This window comes from Planctomycetia bacterium (assembly GCA_016795155.1).
In the GTDB taxonomy this organism is placed as follows: Bacteria; Planctomycetota; Planctomycetia; order Gemmatales; family HRBIN36; genus JAEUIE01.
In genome coordinates, this window is record JAEUIE010000053.1 from 115,464 (window position 1) to 134,874 (window position 19,411).

General features: G+C 48.0%; 17 protein-coding genes. 12 read left to right on the forward strand and 5 right to left on the reverse strand.

Annotation, left to right across the window (positions count from 1 at the left end):
- The first annotated feature begins 1 nt into the window (after position 1).
- A complete protein-coding gene (locus JNJ77_18230; protein MBL8824530.1) occupies positions 2–337 on the forward strand; it encodes a hypothetical protein in 336 nt (111 codons plus the stop codon).
- On the opposite strand, the gene JNJ77_18235 is transcribed toward JNJ77_18230, so the two are convergent.
- Positions 332–1,129 (reverse strand): putative hydro-lyase, encoded by a 798-nt coding sequence (locus JNJ77_18235; protein MBL8824531.1) that lies wholly within the window; start codon positions 1,127–1,129, stop codon positions 332–334. The genes JNJ77_18230 and JNJ77_18235 overlap by 6 nt on opposite strands.
- 123 nt (positions 1,130–1,252) lie before the next feature.
- On the opposite strand from JNJ77_18235, the gene JNJ77_18240 reads away from it, so the two are divergent.
- The 3 genes from JNJ77_18240 to JNJ77_18250 all read left to right on the forward strand — a co-directional run bounded on the left by JNJ77_18240 (position 1,253) and on the right by JNJ77_18250 (position 3,555).
- Positions 1,253–2,158 (forward strand): sugar kinase, encoded by a 906-nt coding sequence (locus tag JNJ77_18240; protein MBL8824532.1) that lies wholly within the window; start codon positions 1,253–1,255, stop codon positions 2,156–2,158.
- Positions 2,159–2,246: 88 nt separating this feature from the next.
- Positions 2,247–2,669: a hypothetical protein gene (locus JNJ77_18245; GenBank protein ID MBL8824533.1), complete on the forward strand. Its 423-nt coding sequence runs from the start codon at positions 2,247–2,249 to the stop codon at positions 2,667–2,669.
- Between the two features lie 604 nt (positions 2,670–3,273).
- Positions 3,274–3,555 (forward strand): GNAT family N-acetyltransferase, encoded by a 282-nt coding sequence (locus tag JNJ77_18250; protein MBL8824534.1) that lies wholly within the window; start codon positions 3,274–3,276, stop codon positions 3,553–3,555.
- Here the strand turns inward: JNJ77_18250 and JNJ77_18255 are convergent, their stop codons facing one another.
- Positions 3,556–4,095 carry a hypothetical protein gene (locus JNJ77_18255; protein MBL8824535.1) on the reverse strand — a complete coding sequence of 180 codons (540 nt, stop codon included), beginning with the start codon at positions 4,093–4,095 and terminating at the stop codon, positions 3,556–3,558.
- Positions 4,096–4,210: 115 nt separating this feature from the next.
- Here JNJ77_18255 and JNJ77_18260 point away from each other — a divergent pair, with 115 nt between their 5' ends.
- Positions 4,211–6,028 carry an aspartate kinase gene (locus JNJ77_18260; protein ID MBL8824536.1) on the forward strand — a complete coding sequence of 606 codons (1,818 nt, stop codon included), beginning with the start codon at positions 4,211–4,213 and terminating at the stop codon, positions 6,026–6,028.
- Positions 6,029–6,079: 51 nt separating this feature from the next.
- Here the strand turns inward: JNJ77_18260 and JNJ77_18265 are convergent, their stop codons facing one another.
- A complete protein-coding gene (locus JNJ77_18265; protein MBL8824537.1) occupies positions 6,080–6,847 on the reverse strand; it encodes a gamma-glutamyl-gamma-aminobutyrate hydrolase family protein in 768 nt (255 codons plus the stop codon).
- A 315-nt stretch (positions 6,848–7,162) separates the two neighbouring features.
- Between JNJ77_18265 and ispG the strand changes: the two genes are divergently transcribed.
- Together ispG and JNJ77_18275 are read left to right on the forward strand one after the other, a co-directional pair.
- Positions 7,163–8,302: a flavodoxin-dependent (E)-4-hydroxy-3-methylbut-2-enyl-diphosphate synthase gene (gene ispG / locus JNJ77_18270; GenBank protein ID MBL8824538.1), complete on the forward strand. Its 1,140-nt coding sequence runs from the start codon at positions 7,163–7,165 to the stop codon at positions 8,300–8,302.
- Positions 8,303–8,366: 64 nt separating this feature from the next.
- Entirely contained in the window at positions 8,367–10,307 is a 1,941-nt protein-coding gene (locus tag JNJ77_18275; GenBank protein ID MBL8824539.1) for a hypothetical protein, read from the forward strand.
- Here the strand turns inward: JNJ77_18275 and JNJ77_18280 are convergent.
- A complete protein-coding gene (locus tag JNJ77_18280) occupies positions 10,285–10,938 on the reverse strand; it encodes a molybdenum cofactor guanylyltransferase (GenBank protein ID MBL8824540.1) in 654 nt (217 codons plus the stop codon). The genes JNJ77_18275 and JNJ77_18280 overlap by 23 nt on opposite strands.
- Before the next feature lie 167 nt (positions 10,939–11,105).
- On the opposite strand from JNJ77_18280, the gene JNJ77_18285 reads away from it, so the two are divergent.
- Positions 11,106–12,437, forward strand: coding sequence for a serine/threonine protein kinase (locus tag JNJ77_18285; GenBank protein MBL8824541.1), 1,332 nt, complete (start codon positions 11,106–11,108; stop codon positions 12,435–12,437).
- Here the strand turns inward: JNJ77_18285 and nirD are convergent.
- Positions 12,434–12,745, reverse strand: a complete 312-nt coding sequence (gene nirD / locus JNJ77_18290; protein ID MBL8824542.1) for a nitrite reductase small subunit NirD — start codon at positions 12,743–12,745, stop codon at positions 12,434–12,436. The genes JNJ77_18285 and nirD overlap by 4 nt on opposite strands.
- Positions 12,746–12,812: 67 nt before the next feature.
- Here nirD and JNJ77_18295 point away from each other — a divergent pair, with 67 nt between their 5' ends.
- From JNJ77_18295 to JNJ77_18310, 4 genes are read left to right on the forward strand one after another with little or no spacing between them, the layout of a single operon-like run.
- Positions 12,813–14,633, forward strand: a complete 1,821-nt coding sequence (locus tag JNJ77_18295) for a M3 family oligoendopeptidase (GenBank protein ID MBL8824543.1) — start codon at positions 12,813–12,815, stop codon at positions 14,631–14,633.
- A 3-nt stretch (positions 14,634–14,636) separates the two neighbouring features.
- Entirely contained in the window at positions 14,637–15,275 is a 639-nt protein-coding gene (locus JNJ77_18300; protein MBL8824544.1) for a phosphopantothenoylcysteine decarboxylase, read from the forward strand.
- A complete protein-coding gene (locus tag JNJ77_18305) occupies positions 15,272–18,025 on the forward strand; it encodes a hypothetical protein (protein ID MBL8824545.1) in 2,754 nt (917 codons plus the stop codon). Before JNJ77_18300 ends, JNJ77_18305 begins: the two co-directional genes overlap by 4 nt.
- 25 nt (positions 18,026–18,050) lie before the next feature.
- Positions 18,051–19,400, forward strand: coding sequence for an excinuclease ABC subunit UvrC (locus JNJ77_18310; GenBank protein ID MBL8824546.1), 1,350 nt, complete (start codon positions 18,051–18,053; stop codon positions 19,398–19,400).
- The last annotated feature ends 11 nt before the right edge of the window (positions 19,401–19,411 follow it).

Here is a 19,411-nt window from a genome sequence, read left to right on the forward strand (position 1 = left end):
CATGAACGAACCATGGTTTTCCCTTCAGGTTGCCTGGATATTTGGCACTTCGGTTGGGGTAATGGGTGGAATCGTAGGAACGCTGGTAGGCATCCTGGCCCCGCGAGGTAAGGCAAAGACTTTTGTTTATGGTCTCTACTGGTTTGCACTGTTACTGAGTGGTGCGAGCTTATTGGGTGGCATCATAGCACTTGTGTCCGGGCAGCCTTACCATGTCTGGTACAGCATGGGCCTGGCCGGATTGATTGGAGTCCTGGTGTTTGGAATCAATTATTTCACACTCAACATGGCTTACCGCCAGGCGGAACTGCGTAAACTAACCGCACAACATTTATGATGAGTGAATAATGTCGTGGTCGCGCATATCTGTCAAAAACATATGTCCTGGACAATGAGTTAATGCCAGAGTAGGTCGGGCAGCCATGATGGCTGCTTGGGGTGTTACGCCACAAGCCCAGAACACGGGTATTTCGCCTTCGTGAATCGTGACTGGATCACCAAAGTCTGGCTTGTTGATATCACGAATACCCAGTTCTGCCGGATCGCCCGCAAAGACTGGTGCGCCATGGGCCAGTGGCATTCTGCCAGACAAGTGTGATGCCAGATTGATCAGTTCGGGTTTGAGTGGACGCATCGAAACAACCAGTTCGCCTTCGAAAATGCCTGCTGCCCGGTTCTTTTGATTGGTGCGATACATCGGCACGTTGACATTCTGTTCCAGATGTCGCAGTGGCAGATTCTCTTCGATCATTACCGATTCAAAAGAAAAGGAGCAACCCAGTAGGAAACTCACCAGGTCGTTTCTCCAAAACGCCTGGATATCAGTTGGTTGATCAAACAGCACACCATCCTGGTACACAGCATAGCGAGGAAGATCGGTTCGTAAATCGGCACCCGGCGCTATATCGATTGGTTCCACCTGTCCCGCTTCCACCACGCTTAGTAGTGGACATGCCTGCGGATTGCGTAAGCAAAACAGAAGAAAATCAAATGCATATTCTTTCGGAAGAACGACAAGGTTGGCTTGCACAAATCCCATAGCAAGCCCTGAAGTCGGCTTGGTCCACTGGCCTGATCGGCTGGCCAAGCGTACTTCTTCAGCAGTTGAATGTGGTGAAAGTGGTTGCATAACTTCATGGTAGGAATCTGTTCTATGACGGATAACAAAAAATACCTGAGTGCATGCTTATTGAAGCCCTTCCTCAGGATTGTAAGCTGAAAGCTGATAGTTGAACAACCAAAGGTCCTGTCAATGTCTTCAGTTCTGGTGATTGGAACAGTCGCGCTGGATACCATTCTGACCCCAACCGGTGAGGCTCCCATGGTGCTGGGTGGCTCCGCAACTTATTTCTCTTGGGCTGCCAGCTATTTCAGTAAAGTGCATCTCGTCGGAATCGTCGGCGATGATTTCCCGCAACAGCATCAAGATATGTTTATCAACCGTGGGATTGATACAACTGGGCTGATGGTGAAGCCTGGTGGGAAAACCATGTTCTGGCGAGGTCGATACTTTGACGATATGAATCAGCGTGAGACCTTGGAGTTCTCGCCCAACGTTCTCACGGAGTTTGATCCGCAACTTCCTGCCATTTATCGAAAAATACCTTATGTATTTCTCGCAAATACCCATCCCAAACTGCAGATGCAGGTATTGGAACAAGTGGAAACGCCAGAACTGGTGGTAGCTGACACGATGGATCATTGGATCAACAACACACGTGAAGATCTACTACAATTGTTACCCAAACTGGATGGATTGGTTTTGAATGATGGCGAAGCCAAACTGCTCACAGGCGAACAGAATCTGATTCGCGCTGGAGAAAAGGTCCGTGAAATGGGCCCCAGTTTTGTAATCGTTAAAAAGGGCGAGCATGGCTCTTATCTGGTAACAAAAGATGGCCCCTTCCTGCTGCCAGGCTACCCGACGAAAACGGTTCTCGATCCCACCGGTGCAGGGGATAGTTTCGCGGGCGGCCTGATGGGATACCTGGCATCTGATACCAGCCGAGCACCTGGTTCATTGCGACGAGCTATTGCCTATGGTTCCATTGTCGCCAGCCTGACAGTAGAAGGATTCGGCCTTAATCGTTTAAAAGAGGCTACTCGTTACGACATCAATCATCGACTTGAAGAATATCGTGCAATGCTCGCCTTTTGACAATAGGTGCATCCTCATGACTTTGAACTCTATCTCTGTTATAATCAGTCTGCGGGTAAATATTCCACCAGCAAGGCAATAGGTATCGATGAGTTCGCATCCCCCATGTTTGCCTCACGTGCTGGCAATGATTATCTGCGATATGGTAATCGATGATCGCATCTCTGGAAAGAAAAGTCTCATCGGACTGTTCGATGCTATCGCGGCAGCGTCTCTCCCATGCCTGGTGAATGAGTTGTTTGTCTTCGTGGCTCTGACTGAAGGACATGGAGAATTGACGATACACTTGCGTTGCGTCAAAGCATCATCTAATGAAGAACTTTTTGATACTGAAACAGAAGTGAATTTTCCCGACCCACTAAGTGTCGTTGAAGTCAATTTTGGCCTTTGCGGGTGTGAGTTCCCTGAAGTAGGTGAATATCGCTTTCAGCTATTTGCAGCAGATAGTTTGCTATGTGAACGCAAGTTCCACGTGACGCAGGTGGAGCATGAAGCCGAGACTGAAGCCTGATTCCTGGGAATGCCGACTGGCAAGCCCAATAGATTGGCGGGCCATGCTTTCCTGCTGGTATGGATTAGATCAATATAGCTTGGAAATTGATACGTATTGCAGGCGGCTGCAGGAATCACCAGACTCTGCGAAACATTGCTGGCTGGCTATAAATCAACATATTATTGATGGAGTGGCTTGGCTGATGCCACACTCGCCCAGTTTGTTTCATTGCTGGCCTGTTCGCAGTCGTTTTGAGTCACGTACCAGAACGCATCTTGCGTGCACAGTTAATTTGTGGAAAAGTGTCAGTGCATATCTGGCTTCTTTGAATGTTAATCAATGCCAGGCACTCATATCGACATCGGCTCTGGATGATTTGACTACGATGGAGTCTCTCGGTTTCAAGCGAGTAGCAATGATCCATCGAATGCGTGTTAATGTCCATCAATGCAGTAATCCAGTAAAGAACAGATCAATCCATCTTGTCAGAGTAGTGGGGGAAAATTGGCACGAGTTTCAAAGTTGCTTTCGTTCAACCATGGTCAACAGTCTTGATGTACCAGAACTAAACGAGATACACTCTGGGGAGCAGCTAGGATCACAATATCTTGATCCTTCACTCATGAAGTATCTGATCTCCAATGAAATTCATCAAATGGCTGGTGTTGCAGTGCTGGAAACAGATGAAACTAACGGAGTGTTGAGATATCTGGGTATCGTCCCTGAATGCAGAAAACAGGGTTTAGCAACTCAAGCTTTGCAGATATTGATAGAACAGTTGAAATCGCTTTCTTGTGAGACGGTAGAAGTCAGGATGGATGCCAGGAACTTGCCCGCCTGTAGGCTGTATAACCGAACTGGGTTTGTTCATCTGGATGATGAAGAGTTGTTGATCGCAACTTGATTACTTGTCTTGAATTGCCTGAGTAACATTGCGGGCGATCGAATCATGTGGATTGGTGTATCCCTTTCCCCAAGTGACTTTTCCTTCTTTTGCAATGACAATATTCAGTGCGCCATCGCCACTGAGTTGCCAACCTGAAACATCGTAGATTTCACCATCGAAGTGATTCCAGGAAGAAGCCTGGAGTTTGATGGATTGCTGTGCTTTCGGAAGATACTCCTTGGCTTTCTCGGCATCCTTACTGATCCAGATGATGCACACCTGCACCTTTGGTACATCTTTTCGCAGATCATTCACAGCGGTGTCTATCTGCTTTAAAGAACGTGCAACAGGCCGGTCCCATTTATCACTTCGAACAAAAACAAAGATGGTTGGCTGGTTCTTGGATACTTTGCTCCACTCCAGCGATTTGCCTTGCTGATCACCGACGACCTGCATCGCCATTAAAGATGGAACTGCCTTCCCGGCTTCCGGGCCAGCATTAATTTCGTTGTCGTCGAAACTTCCAGTCAAACATATCAGGGTGATGATCCAAAACATGATGTTCTCCCAGTCAGAAAATTTTATCCAACGAGACAAACTTGCAAAGTTTGAGAATGGCAGACATGATAAAAAATACTAATGTAACTCCTTCACTTTCGCGAGGAAAATATTCGTGGCCTTGATTGTACAGAAATTCGGTGGCAGCAGTGTTGCGACCAAAGACCTGATTATGAAGGCGGCTAGCAGAGCCATCCGGGCTAAGGAAGCAGGCAACCAGGTGATGGTGGTAGTGAGTGCCCGGGGAGATACTACAGACGAATTGATTGAATTAGCTCAGGAAATTTCTGATGCTAGCTCTGCACGCGAGATGGATATGCTGCTGGCAACCGGGGAGCAGATCTCAATTGCATTAATGGCCATGGCTATTCAAAAACAAGGACATCAAGTTGTCAGCTTAACAGGTCCCCAGGCTGGCATTCATACAGACGACACATTTTCCAAGGCACGTATTCGGCGGATTGACACTCTACGATTGAAAACTCAGCTTGATGCAGGCAACATCATTATTGTAGCCGGTTTCCAGGGGCAGACGGATGCAGGAGAAATCACCACGTTGGGGCGAGGCGGCTCGGATACTACCGCAGTAGCTTTGGCTGCTGCCATGAAACATGATCCTTCAGCCAAGTATGTCGATACGCAATGTGAAATCTATACTGATGTGGATGGAATCTACACAACAGATCCTCGCATTATCCCCAATGCTCGCAAGGTGCCCAGCATCAGTTACGAAGAATTGCTGGAACTGACCAGCATGGGTGCTGGAGTCATGCATTCCCGCAGTATCGAATTTGCGAGCAAATTTGGTGTGCCATTTCAAGTCCGCAACAGTTTCAGTGATTCTCCAGGTACATGGGTACTGCCAAACACAGACTGGACCCGGCAAACACCAGTCTGTGGTGTAGCCATCGTTCGTGAAGAGGCTCGCGTGCGGATTGCAGGGCTTCCGGATCAGCCCGGCATCAGCCATCGCATCTTTAGTTCGCTGGCCAGCCGAAAAATTGTCATAGACATGATCGCGCAGGCGTCGGGATCACAAGGTAAGGCAGAAATCGGTTTTACCCTGCTCAAAGGTGATATGCAGGCAGCATTAGATATTCTGCGACCGATCACCGATGAGTTAAAAGCTATCATTACTCATGTGGATTCTGTCAGTAAAGTGTCAATTGTTGGTGCTGGCATGCGTACACATACCGGCGTCGCTGCCAGCATGTTCAACGCTCTTGCAGAAGCCAAGGTAAATATCAATCTCATTACTACCAGCGAAATCAAGATCACTGTTCTGGTTGATCGAAGGGATGGTGTTCGCGCGTTGAAAGCGGTGCATGAGGCATTTGGGTTGCACATTCTGAAACTACCAGCCGGTCAGATTAATCCCAGCAATTCGTCCAGCGATCAAACCAGAACTGCTGAAAGTCATCTGGTAGGGCAGCAGATAGTCTCCAATTTGGAGAATATGGAATCAATCGTAGTAACCGATGTAGTGAAAGACACGACACAGGGGCGCATCACGATACTCGATTTTCCCGATGTACCAGGGAACTGTGCAAAAGTGTTCTCATCAATAGCCTTGGCCGGGGTGAATGTGGATTTAATTGTTCAATCCAGCGATGATAATGGAATTTCAGAACTGGCATTTACCGTACCACGGAACGACCTGCAGCGCGCCTTGGAACAAACACAACTGACATTCCCCAATATCAGCCCACAGTGTCGCGCTTTAGCAGATGCAGAAATCACCAAACTGACAATTTATGGAGTAGGTATTCGCTCCCAGACAGCAGTCGTTCAAAAAATGTTTGGAGCACTGGCGGAACGAGGCATCAACATTGACATGATTTCAACCAGTGAAATATGCGTCAGCGTCGTGGTGCATGAACGGCATGCTGAAATTGCGCTTTCTGCACTAAAGCAGGTATTTGGTATCAAATAAGAAAGCTGGTTGTTTTCGCAACCAGCCTGTGGGCGAGTAATTGATAATTCATTAAGCTGCCAGTCGTAATCCGCTGACACCCTTCTGTGCACAGTTGCTGATAAAGGCTTCAAACAACTGCATATCTAATGCAGAAGCGGTTTCCGAATGGGGATGCCATTGAACGCCGATGCAGAACCAATGTGGATCAGTCGATTCATAGGCTTCAATCACTCCATCCAGCGATAGAGCACAAACCTGGAATTTTGGTGCAACCTGCTTGATGGCTTGATGGTGGTAACTGTTGACTCGTATTTCACCACCGCCATAGATTTTATCAAGTAGTGTTTTAGGCATCAGGTTAATGGCATGACGATGAGGACCTCCTGTCAGATCTTTGTGAGGGAGTGCTTTGGGCATATCTTCAGGCAGATGCAGGTAAAGGCTACCACCGCAAATAACATTCAATTCATGCATACCTAATGCAACAGCCAGCACAGGCATCTTGCGTTCCATGATATACTTGCACAAAGCCCGGTCATAATCTTCGCGCTTCGCGGGCATCGGCTGAACAGCGGGGTGAGGCTCCATTCCCAACCGTTTGGGATCCATATCAAGTGGTCCACCTGCCAGAAGAAAACCATCTAGCCTGTCCAAAAGGGTATTGAGTTCCTGATCCTTGCAGACTGGTGGCAGGAAAATGGGCATTCCACCCGCAGCGTAGACAGCCTCTGCATAACCGGCATGTAGCCGCAGTTGTGCTCCAGCCATCTTCCCTGCCGGGACAAAATCCAGATTGATACCAATGAGTGGACGGGTCGGTGCCGACTGCTTGGCCATGAGGTTCCTTCCTCGATTGTTAACCTGTCTGGTGCGGATCAAGACAGGCATGTTCCAGCACTCATCCATGAGTGCCCGCAGGCCAGATCGCCTGCGGCGGACAAAGTATAAAGTGATGCTTCTCTGCACACAACCCCAGTTCTTTTAGGCGTGATAGCGGGCTAAGTTGATGAAAACAAACGACTTATGTGTAAAGGTCTCAGTGACTGAAGAAATTTTCTTTGTTATTCTCTCTCTATTTTCAAAAGCCTGGACTAATAAACTGTACTTGCGAGTGAGTAAAAGGAATACACCATGACTGCGATGTACCAATCAATGTTTGCTAGACATAAAACCCGCGAAGTCATGGTGGGAGATGTTGGCATTGGAGGTGACAACCCCATCGTTGTTCAATCCATGACTACTCCTGACACTCATCATGTGAAGGAAGTAGTAGATCAAATTCGCCGTCTGGAAGAAGCAGGCTGCGAGCTTGTACGGGTTACTGTGCCCAAGCCTGAAGATGCCCATGCATTATCTGAAATCAAGAAACAGATTAAGATTCCACTTATTTGTGATATTCATTTTGATTACAAAATGGCACTTGCAGCCCTCGACCACCCGATTGATAAGATTCGCATCAATCCCGGGAACATCGGGGGCCTGGATCGTTACAAGCAAGTGGTACAGAAAGCCAAGGACAAAGGCATTCCCATGCGAATTGGGGTAAATGCTGGTTCGCTGGAACGCGAATTTGCCATGAAGTATGGCTATCCCTGTCCACCTGCGATGGTGGACAGCGCGCTTCGCTATATCGAAGTAGCAGAAAGTCTTGGCTATCATGACATCATCGTGTCATTGAAATCGAGTGATATTATCACCGTGGTGGAGGCATATCGACTTTTTGCCAAGCAAGCCAACTATCCAACCCATATCGGTGTGACGGAAGCGGGTAAACCTCCATATGCAATCACCAAATCGGCATGCGGCATAGCCCCATTGCTGCTGGATGGAATTGGCGACACCATTCGAATCAGCCTGTTAGGTGACCCAGTACCAGAAATCCAGGCTGCTTTTGACATTCTCCAGGCTACCCAACGCCGTGTGCGCAAACCTGAATTGATTGCCTGCCCCACCTGTGGCCGACTGGAGATCGATCTGGAGGGCATTATTGCACAACTCGAAAAGCGGCTGGAGGGCCGAAAAACTCCGATCAAGATTTCTGTGCTCGGTTGTGTGGTGAATGGGCCAGGCGAAGCCAAGGAAGCTGATCTGGGAATTGCAGCGGGCAAAGGCAAGGGCATGATATTTAAGCGTGGTGAGATGCTGCGAACCGTGCCTGAATCAGAAATGGTTGATGCCTTAATCGAAGAAATCAACAAATGGGAAATAGAAGAAAACTCTCTGGGAAAGGCACAGGGAGAGACGGAAGGTTTAGGACGTCGCAGAAAAACACTGCCTGTCATTCGATCATAACGCTTGCAGAGTCTGTTGGTTACGTACACAATTAAGCAAGATGAGTGTTAGAAGGATATTCTGAATGTTGATTCGTATTCATTGCCCCAATCCTCAGTGCAAAAAGCTGCTTCGAATAGACGCCAGGCATGCAGGCAAAAAGATATCGTGTGTGGGATGTCAGCAGCACATCCGTTTACCTACTGCTGAAGAGTTGAAGTTGTCAGGAAAAACAACGGCCAAGGTCAGTGAACAGGGTAATGCTGGTGCAGAAGAAGTGATCGACTTTGATATGCTGGCTGCACAGGCCGTGGATTCTGAACGAGCGGAGCAGGCAGAGGTCAACAAGACCGAAATGGTCGATTTCACCTGTCCGCATTGTGACGAACAGGTGAAATTAAGTATCGAAAATGCGGGAAAGCGGGCTCCCTGTCCCAGTTGTCGACGCATTGTAGCAGTACCCAAGGTAGATATCGACAAGCCAAAAGACTGGAGAGAAAAAGAAGCAAGGATACCGACGCTGGCCAAAAAGGAAGAGGTCAAGCTGGAAGGTGCCTGGGGCAATCAGGAAATAGCCAGAGTCAGCATGGAAGCCTTGGAAGAAGCGAAAGCGATCAGAAAAGCTGAACGCAAACTGACCACCAAAGATTATATACGCTATTCGATGCTTGTTTTGCTAACTTTGTCAGCCTTGTACTGTGGCTGGTGGGGATGGAGTAAATACCGTGCTGGCTCCATTGAATCTTGGGCAGTCAGCATCGTGGAAAATGGTGTAAAAAATTCTGGTTTGCCCGCGGAAATGCTGGCAGTATTACGACGAGGTTTCGGTGAGTGGAAACTGTTGACAGGTACGGAACTAGATCAGAAGAAGGATGGCGTTAGCGTGCTTCGCAGTGCGTTGACAACAACAAGCGATCCACTCTGGAACTGGTTGCTGGCACGCGACATTGCAGAGGTTGCAGGTCAGCAAATGTCGCTAGATCTTCAACAATCTGCAGGACCCATTGATATCACATTTTTGATCCAACTGCTGGGTAATGTGCCTTCTGGCGAAGCACAGGAAGAAGTTCTACGCGTATTGTGTCGGTCTTTGCTGTTCCGAGCGCAATCTGATCAGAAACTAATGGATTCAGCCCAGACCATTCTTCTTTCAGTTATTAAACAAACCATCAAGCCTGTAACAATGTCAGCTGCTGGCAAGTCAGGAACAGCGGCTCAGGATTTCAGTGATCAATTGAACGGCATTGGCATTCTTGCTCAGGAACTGAACAGAATGAAAGCAGCTGAACAGGCTCTTCGTCTGGTTGGCAAAGCAGCTAACCAGGGAGAACGGCTCATTTACAAAAAAGAAATGCCTGTGCCTCGAAACCTGGTTGCTGCGGTAACTGCACTTTCAGCAGCAGAGTTGGAAATCAGTAAGGAAAAAGAGCAGGATGCTGAACTAGGGAAAATGATCGGACATTTTTTGGCTCAACGGGCTGGGCCTGCCAATGAGCTTTATCAAAAACGTCGAGAAGCGGGATTCGCTGAAGTGAATTTGCTTCCGTTTCTCGAGTTAGCACAGTGTTCCCTGGATGATGGCAAACTGCAAGAAGCACAAACTTATCTCAACCAAGCAATGTCGATTGCTCAAATCTACACCAGCCGAAATAAGGAAGTCTGGCGGCAGCGAGTCTATGCACATGTCAAATTATGCGAGATGACTGCTCAGGCGGGAAACATCTCATTAGCGGAAACACGAGTCAAACAATTGAAGCTGGAAGAGTATCCAGGCGCTGCTCAGGTCGCCATGGCGTTGATTGCCCGTCAACGTGATCTCAGCGCTGATTCCAAGGAAGGACTTCTGGCAGGATTGCCAGGTCAGTCCGCAGGGCAGGCGTGGGCTGCCTATTCAATAGCTTTGAAGCAGTCTAAATTAACTCGCAATGCATATCCAACTGTTACCAGTGCAATTTCGGATGAACCAGGCCATTCACTCAGTGTGCTGGGCGGCTTGCTGGGTTTCAGGATTCAGGCTTCGAAGTAAGTTGCTTCTGTAACTTCTTGGCTTGTTCATAGTCATCTTTGTTGTTCAGATTGATTAGCAGTCGATCAAAAGGATCTATCAACTGTCGTTCATCATCATTCACAACACGCACCTGCAGGCAATCCAGGAAAGCTTGAAGACTTTTCTTCTGAGCCGAGATAACTGCATCGAGTTTGGGCTTAATGTTTGAAAGATACAAGCCGGGCATTGGCTGAGGATTGTTCATGGATTGAAAAATAACGGCTTCATTCTGCTCCAATCGTGAGAGGAGAAACGGAATGATGTCTGGAGTAACAAACGGATAATCACAGCCTGTTACCAGCACTGGCTTTGCGTCTGAAATCTCGTGAAACGCACTTTGCAATCCAATGAGTGGTCCGGGATACGGTGTTTTATCGTGGATCACTTGAATCTGTTCGTTGCCTATTATCGATTCTGCTTCATGGCCCAAAACCACTATCAATGGATTACAATAAGGCCGGATCACATTTATCAGATAATTCAATAAATAATCGCCATTCCATGATAGAAGTGCTTTATTTTCTCCCATGCGACTGCTGGCTCCACCAGCGAGGATGACGCCTGCTAATTCAGCGAGTTTTTGTGCATTGTTGTAGTCTGAAAGATTCATGGGAAACCTGCTTGCTGTTAGTCTATTTGAAACCTAAAGTTGGGTATCCCCGGGTTTGCATAGATGGTGTTATTGTGGACGTTTCCGATCCGATTCTACTTAAAGTTCTTTCGTTCCATCCCAATTTGTCTGAATCAGATTTCAAGGTAATGGAATCGTGGTGGCTGATGGATCGTAAGAGTGACGAAACCATTGTGGACTTTATGACACGTCAGGGTGTATTCTGTAGCGATGCTGCGCGCACTATTGATATGGTTCGCCGGGGAATCCTGACTTATTGCGATCCTAAACGTGTCTTTGGCGAGCATGGGCATCACAGACTGCGAGAGTATGCACAGCAATTCGGTTTTAAATCTGCCAATGCTCAGCCAGCAGCGGCCAAGGCTGATACGCGCAGCAAACTGAATGAAGTCAAAGATTGGCTGGCCCGGCGAGCTGAAGGAAAACAACAAACTGTAGCGGTTGCTGTTTCTGAAACAACTGACAATACCAAAATTGATCCACCATCAACTCACTCAATCTCACTGGAACCACCCCCTTCCACTACGGTGCCTCGTATCGCACCGGTGCCTGATCGAACGTCGCAGGTGTTTTCACGCAGCAAGTTTCCCCAGATAGGCGAACAATATGGAAAATATCTGTTAACGGAGGAGGTGGCGAGAGGTGGTACTGCAGTCGTCTTTCGAGCAATGAATCGTTCGCTTAACAGCACTGTGGCAATAAAAGTGCTGAAAATGGACCGCGAGGAAGGATTAAATCAGGATCAGGCGAGAATGCTGGAAAGCTTGCGCCATGAAGCGCAACTGCTTGCACGATTCAATCACCCGAATCTGGTAAGGGTTTACGACCTTGATGAAGAGGCTACCTTTCCATTTCTAGTTCTTGAATTTGTCGATGGTTTAAGTCTCTACGATATTCTGGCACACGTAGGCAGGTTGCGGGTTGACCGTGCGATACGAATTGTCAGTTGTGTGGTGGAAGGGCTCTCGGCAGCATATCGCAAAATGGGGCTGGTGCATCGTGATATCAAGCCAGGCAACATACTTTTGGCTCGCGAAGGTTGTGTGAAACTGGCTGATCTGGGGTTGGCAATGACTACTGATACCTGGACCAGTAATAGTTCGCTTAATTCCAGCGTGTTGGCAGGCACTGCAGCTTATATGGCACCGGAAATGTGCACCAGTGGCGAAATCGATATGCGTTCGGACATCTATTCACTGGGGGCCACATTCTACCATGCCATCGTGGGAGAAATGCCTTTCAAAGGCAAAAACCGCATGGAAGTGATGCTCAAGCATACTCGCGAGATGCCTGTTCCGCCACATCAAGTTGTGTCGGGTCTCCACAGTTCTGCATCAGAAGTGATTCTGAAAATGATGGCGAAAAACCCTATGGAACGGCATCAGGATTATGAGGAGTTACTTGAAGATCTGAAACGAGTTCAAACTGGCAGCGCTTCTGATTTGCAACTGAATATGCCAATGGGGTCTACATCCTAATTCAGTTTGACTTGAATTTCATCTCCCTGAGCACGAACTTCGTAGCATCCAATAGATAGTTTTGGGCTATTTACCCATTTACCATCGGTGAGTCTGAATTGCCAGCCGTGCCAGGGACATTCCACCACATCATCCTGCACCGCCCCCTCCGCGAGGGATGCCCCCATGTGTGGGCAATAATCATCAACAGCCAACCAGATGTTTCCAGGCCGGTGAAATACTGCAATAGTTTTCTGTCCGACGTTTATAGCTTTTGAAGTGCCAGGTGGAATGTCTGACACTTTTCCAACGGTAACAAAATCAGACATGCCGTGCCTCAACCCTGGTGAATAGAATAACGAAGATCTTTATACAGGTTTCCAATACTTGGTGTTTATGACAACTTCGAACAGCAGTGCAACAGGTGTTGCCTGGAATTTAGCCGATCTCTATTCCTCGATCGACGATCCTCAACTCGATAGGGATATGACGGCAGCCTGCGAACAGGCAAAGCAGTTTGAGAAAAAGTATCGAGGCACTTTGGTTGAAGGATGTAAAGCATCCTGGCTCGCTCAAGCGTTGTCAGAATTGCAGGCACTGTGTGAAATCATGGACAAGCCTTTGATCTATGCACACTTGGTTCACGCGGCCAAGACTGACGATCCCAAACATGGTGCCTTGCTGACTAGGACACGTGATGCACGAACGCAGGCAAATCAATACCTGATATTCTTTGATCTGGAATGGGTGGCTGTAGCAGATTCTGTTGCTCAACAGTTATTATCCGATCCTGCACTGGCTACCTGGAGGCATTATCTTGAAGTCAAACGCCTATTGAAGCCACATTATCTTTCAGAGCCTGAGGAGAAACTGTTCGAGGAGAAAAGTAACACCGGAAAAGCTGCATTTGTCAGGCTCTTTGATGAGACTGTTGCCGGCCTGTCATTTGAGTTGAAACTCGAAGACAAGACAGAATCGCTCACATTGCAGCAGATGCTGACGAGACTCTATGATTCTCGTCAACCAGTGCGACAGGCTGCTGCTGAAGGTATTACCCAGGGGCTTAAGGCCAGCAGCAAGCTTTTGACTTACATTTACAACACTTTGCTGCAGGATCATCAAGTTGATACGAGGTTGAGACACTTTAGCAGTCCCATGGAGTCCCGCAACCTGGCCAATGAAATTACCCAGGCAAGTGTTGATGCCTTGATGGCTGCTGCTGAAAAACACCAGGGAATGGTTGCCCGTTACTACAGCTTGAAAGCCAAACTACTCGGACTGCCCAAGTTGCATGATTATGACCGTTATGCACCCTTGGGGGAGAATTTGCCTACGTGCAACTGGTCGCAGGCACGGCAGATTGTCCAGGAAAGCTACAGTACTTTTGATCGATCCAGTGGTGATATCGTTGAGAAGTTTTTTAACCAGAATTGGATTGATGCAGAGCCACGTCCAGGCAAACGGGGTGGAGCCTTCAGCGCATCAACTGTGACGAGTGCTCACCCTTATATTCTGATGAGTTATACCGATAAGCTGCGTGATGTCATGACTTTGGCTCATGAACTGGGGCATGGCATTCATCAATACCTTTCAAGAGACGTCGGTTATCTTCAGACTGATACTCCGTTGACTACTGCAGAAACAGCCAGTGTGTTTGGCGAAATGCTGACTTTCCATCGGCTGATGACTCTTTACCCTGATCCAAAGGTGAAACTGGCACTATTGTGCAGCAAAATCGAAGATTCTTTCGCCACGGTTTTTCGCCAAGTAGTATTAACCCGTTTTGAGCAATCAGCCCATGTTGCACGTATGCAGGAAGGGGAACTGACTACCGAGAGATTGAACTCACTCTGGATGGATGCCAATCGACCAATGCATGGCAACGCCGTGGAATTGACAGAAGGTTACTCCTGGTGGTGGCTTTACATTGGCCACTTCATACATAGCCCGTTCTATTGTTATGCTTATGCCTTTGGTGAACTGCTGGTATTAGCGCTCTATGAGCAATACCGCAAGCAGGGTAACAGTTTTGTATCCCAATATTTACAGATGCTCTCCGCAGGTGGTTCCATCAGCCCACCTGAACTCGTTGGTAAGTTAGGCATCAATATCAATGCACCGGAATTCTGGAACCAGGGTCTCCAGTTGTTATCCGAAATGGTAATTCAAGCAGAACGGCTCAGTGAACAAGTGACAGCAATGCAGTCAGGAAAATAAGTCATGGCAAAGATTCTGCTTGGCGTAACTGGTTCCGTGGCAGCGATCAAGACTCCCGATTTGGTGGAGGCGTTGCTTCAACAGGGACACCATGTCAAAGTTATTGCCACAGCGCACTCCCTCTATTTTTTTGATCGTTCCAGTCTGCCTGAAAACTGTTTGTACACCGATAAGGATGAATGGCCTCGACAAAACACTGGTAAAACCTGGCAACGATGTGACGAAGTCTTGCATATTGATCTGCGTCGCTGGGCTGAGTTACTGGTCATTGCTCCTCTTGATGCCAATACCTTGGCAAAGCTGGCAAATGGTATATGCGATAATTGCCTGACTTGTGTTTGGCGTGCCTGGGATTTGGGCCGTCCTCTCTTACTGGCACCTGCGATGAATACTCTGATGTGGGAACACCCACACACGGTCAGACACCTCGTACATCTCGCACAATTGTTTGGGATAACGATTGAGCCTTCGCTGGAAGCTGACCAGCTTGCTGACTTACTCGGAAAGCAGACAGTCAGTCCCTTACGTCTGGTCGGGCCAATATCCAAGAAGCTGGCATGTGGCGATACTGGGCAGGGGGCCATGGCGGAACTGCCCGATATTCTCAATAGTATCCAAGGCATTCTTACTGCACCATCATGACGAAACTTAAAACCCTGGTATTACTCACCAGTTATCAACCTGCCAGCAAGTACCGCCAGTCACCGGGGCAGGAGGAAATCGATGCGTTCTGGCACGGATATTTTCTGCTTTGGCATCCATCCCTGATTCTTCAATCTGCAGGGTTGCCCCGCTTAGCGACTTACCATGATTTTGAACAGCCTGTTTCGGATCATGTCTTTGTTATTCCACAAACACCTCATCGTTATCACTCTGCTGAATGGGTCGAAGATCAGCAAAAAGCTGGTTCGGTATTTATTGATGCATTGCCTGAATGGGAACAGACTCTGCAGCCATGGATCAAGGCAAATACAGGAAAACCAGGTATTGAAACAGATTGGATACCTTTTGCCAGCCTTGGCATGGGCTATCTGATACTGCAGGCTTATTGCGATGCCCAGGATCATGTCAATCCATTGGATGTTGAGGCATTTTATAGCCAGGTGAGGGAGGCAGCTCTGGCTGTTGAAAAAGATAAGCAACAGCATCATCTGGAACAGGCTGCCCATTTGCTGCAGGAATCACGCGAAGTAGTCAATCCTTCGCAACTCTATCAAGCGATTTCCCTTTTTCTGCATCGTGAGCCTGAAAGCACCAGTCTCGAACACTGGCTCAAGAGCGATATTGCTTTCACGATGGTGACTAATTCGGAATGGCTGCAAAAGTGGGCACATCATCATTGCGAGCAGGCAGGTCTGCTGAAGGAAAAACTCACTAACGGGCAGATAGATTGGTGGGGCAACGTCGCGGTTGAGCAACCCGATGCACTTTTGCCCTGGTCTGCGGTCATGGCTAATCTGCAGGCAGGCTTGTGTGATTGCAAGAAATGGACCAATCAACGTTTGGAATCGCATGGCCGGGCTGATTTCGCTGCCTCCCCGGCTATGCCGGCAATGTTGCAGTCGTTTGGTTTGAAGAGAAGCCTCGGTTTCAGTTACGACCAGGCGGTTTGGCCTATGGCTTCGCAAAGTCTGGTTGGATGGCGTGGACCAGACAGCACGTTGCTTGAAAGTTGTACGCGAAAGCCAGAACCGCTCGATTCATCACTCACTGCCTTTCATCTTGGCTATCTTTTCCATGAATGCACTACTTCCGAATATGTAGGGTGGATTCACCTTGGGGGGCTATTCACAACGGATACGATTCCCCTCTGGTTGCAATGCTGGAGCACCTTGCACAAATTAGCGCCGGTTTTTGGCCAGTTCAGTCATCTCGAAAATACCATTCGTGACATTCCGGCGACAGAACAGTTCACACCTCCCGCAGCAGACGATTTCCAATCGGATTATCTGCTGGAACGAACTGGGCAAACAGAAAATTCGCATAAGCAAACAAACCCAATCAGTGTATTTAGTAAAGCTACAGTGCGTTGGCGGCATTGGGAAGTGGTTCAGACACTGATCGGTTTATCTGCGTCCATTTCAACAAAACAAAATGATGATGTGCCTGAACGTGATTCGGTATCTACGCAAAAATTGCTTACTAACTCAACGGATCAGGACGAGTCACTCAACCATGCCTTAAGGACGGCATCCGAAAAAATAGCGAAAAAGGTTGAGGGTAATTCGAACTCAACTGGTTATCTAGTCATTAATCCATGTAGCTTCATCCGAAATGTTACAGTCCATTTGCCTGAAGCAACCACCTTATTGCCTGCTCCGGCACTTGCGTCACAGAAAGCTGCTAAAGGAATTGATGCAGTGATTGAGGTGCCTGCTATGGGTATTGCCTGGGTGCCTAGAGCTGTTGCAAAAGGAGAGTTGGTTCGATTGCCCAAGAACACTGTTGTGCAAGGCACTACACTAAGAAATACTCACATCATTGTGGAAGTAGATCCAGCTACTGGTGGCCTGCGATCCTTATTGGATGCAGCACGAAACATCCCTCGTTTGGGACAGCAGTTGGTCTATGCTCCGGGTTCCCAGATGGTTTGTGATAGTGTACGGGAAGTAAGAAATGGCCTGGCAGTTGGAGAAATTCGATGCACTGGCAAACTGGTGGACGCTCATCACAATACTCTGGCTGAATTTCAACAAAGCTATCGACTTGCAGCCGGGCAGCGTTTTGTTGAACTTGATATACAGTTGACGCCAACCACTGAATTAGTGGGTTACCCCTGGCATGCTTATTTTGCAAGCAGATGGGCCTGGCGTGATCCTGCAGCTCGATTGTATAAGAGCGTTCATCACACGAAGCTGTTCAGCCAACAGACTCGCCCGGAAACTCCTGGATTCATCGAACTGGAGACCCAGCAGGGGAGAACGGCAATTTTCTCTGGCGGCCTTCCGTTTTGGCAACGACACAGTTCACGCATGCTTGATACCTTATTGGTAGTGGAGGGTGAAACGGAAACGCAATTCCGCTTTGCTTTGTCTGTCGATGATGATTTGCCTCATAGAACTGCGCAGGATTGGTTGACGCCAGCAATCGTGGTTCCCAACCAGAAGCAACCTGCTTCAAGTACAACGGGTTGGCTGTTTCATCTCGATGCTCCGAGCGTTTTGATTCTGGATATCAGTAGAGAGCCTTTCAAAGAAAAGAGTATCCTAGTGCGACTGGTAGAGTCATTTGGATATGCAACCGATGCTGTTTTGCTTTGTCCCAGCCCGCCCAAATCGGCAGCGGTTGTGAACAGTTGGGGAGATGTGATGCACACTATAACGCCACAGCAGGACAGTGTCCCACTAAGATTGGGCTGTTATGAGTTTCAGCAAGTGCGTCTCGATTTTTAGTCTGTTCAATCGGTAATATGATGGTATGGACAATGAATTGGAATCAAAGCAGCCCCTGACTCCCTCTGAAAAGGTGAGAACCTTTCCCACGCAACCTGGCGTTTACCTGATGAAAGACGCTCAGGCCAGGGTTATTTATGTTGGTAAAGCAAAGAACCTTCGCAATCGTGCTGGTTCCTATTTTCATAAGCAAGCTCAATTCGATAGCCGTATCGCTGGGCTGATTTCGGAAATTGCCGACATCGATTTTATTTGTGTGGATTCTGAAGTCGATGCACTATTACTGGAAGCTCGGCTAATCAAGGATATTCGCCCGCGGTTTAACAGTGATCTGAAAGACGACAAAACTTATCCTTATCTGCAGATTCGTGTACGTGAAGATTTTCCACGGGTTGAGTTTACTCGCAAGCCCAGGCGGGGTGCGAAGCTGTATGGGCCATTTACTAGTGCGCGCAGTCTTCGTGCAGCCATCCAGGTTCTGCAGCGCATATTTCAGTTTCGAACCTGTAAGCTGGATATCAACGAAGGCGATGAGCAATGGCGCTGGTTTCGGCCATGCTTGCTTTACAACATCAGGCAATGTAACGCACCCTGCAATATGCGCGTCAGCAAGGAGCAGTATCGCGAGCAGATTCGCAGGTTGCAGATGGTGCTCGATGGTAAGAAGGATGGCTTAATCCAGGAGTTGCAGGAAACAATGAAGCGGGCTGCTGTTGAACTCGATTTTGAGAGAGCCGGGAAACTGCGTGATCAGATACAGGCGCTGGGCAATCTCAAGTTACGTGGTGAAGTAGATAAAGATGTTCAGCCTGAAGTTTTTGTCCTCGATCCCAAACGTGGTGTAAGAGGATTGCAGAAGATTCTCAAGCTCGAGGCATTGCCACGGGTCATTGAAGGCATTGATATTGCTCATTTCCAAGGTTCAGAAACGGTTGCATCGTTGGTGCAGTTTGTGGATGGCGTGCCATTCAAGCCAGGATATCGACGGTTTCGTATTCAAAGTGTTAATGGTGTGGATGACTTTGCGTCCATCCGCGAAGTCGTGACTCGCCGGTATCGACGATTGCAGACCGATGAAGAACTTTTCCCTGATGTGATCATGATAGACGGTGGAAAGGGGCAATTGCATGCGGCTCATGACGCCCTCCGTCATCTCCGTATTACCCAGCCTTGTTTGATTTCGCTTGCTAAACGTGAAGAAGAAATCTATCAATTGGGACAATCAGAATCACTGAAACTGAGCAGGAATGCAGCAGCATTGCGTTTATTGCAGTATATTCGGGATGAAGCCCACCGCTTTGCCCAGCAATATCACAAGCTGCTCCGGCACAAAAAGCTGTCAGATGGATATGATGAAATAGTTGAACAATCATGAATGGTGTTTTC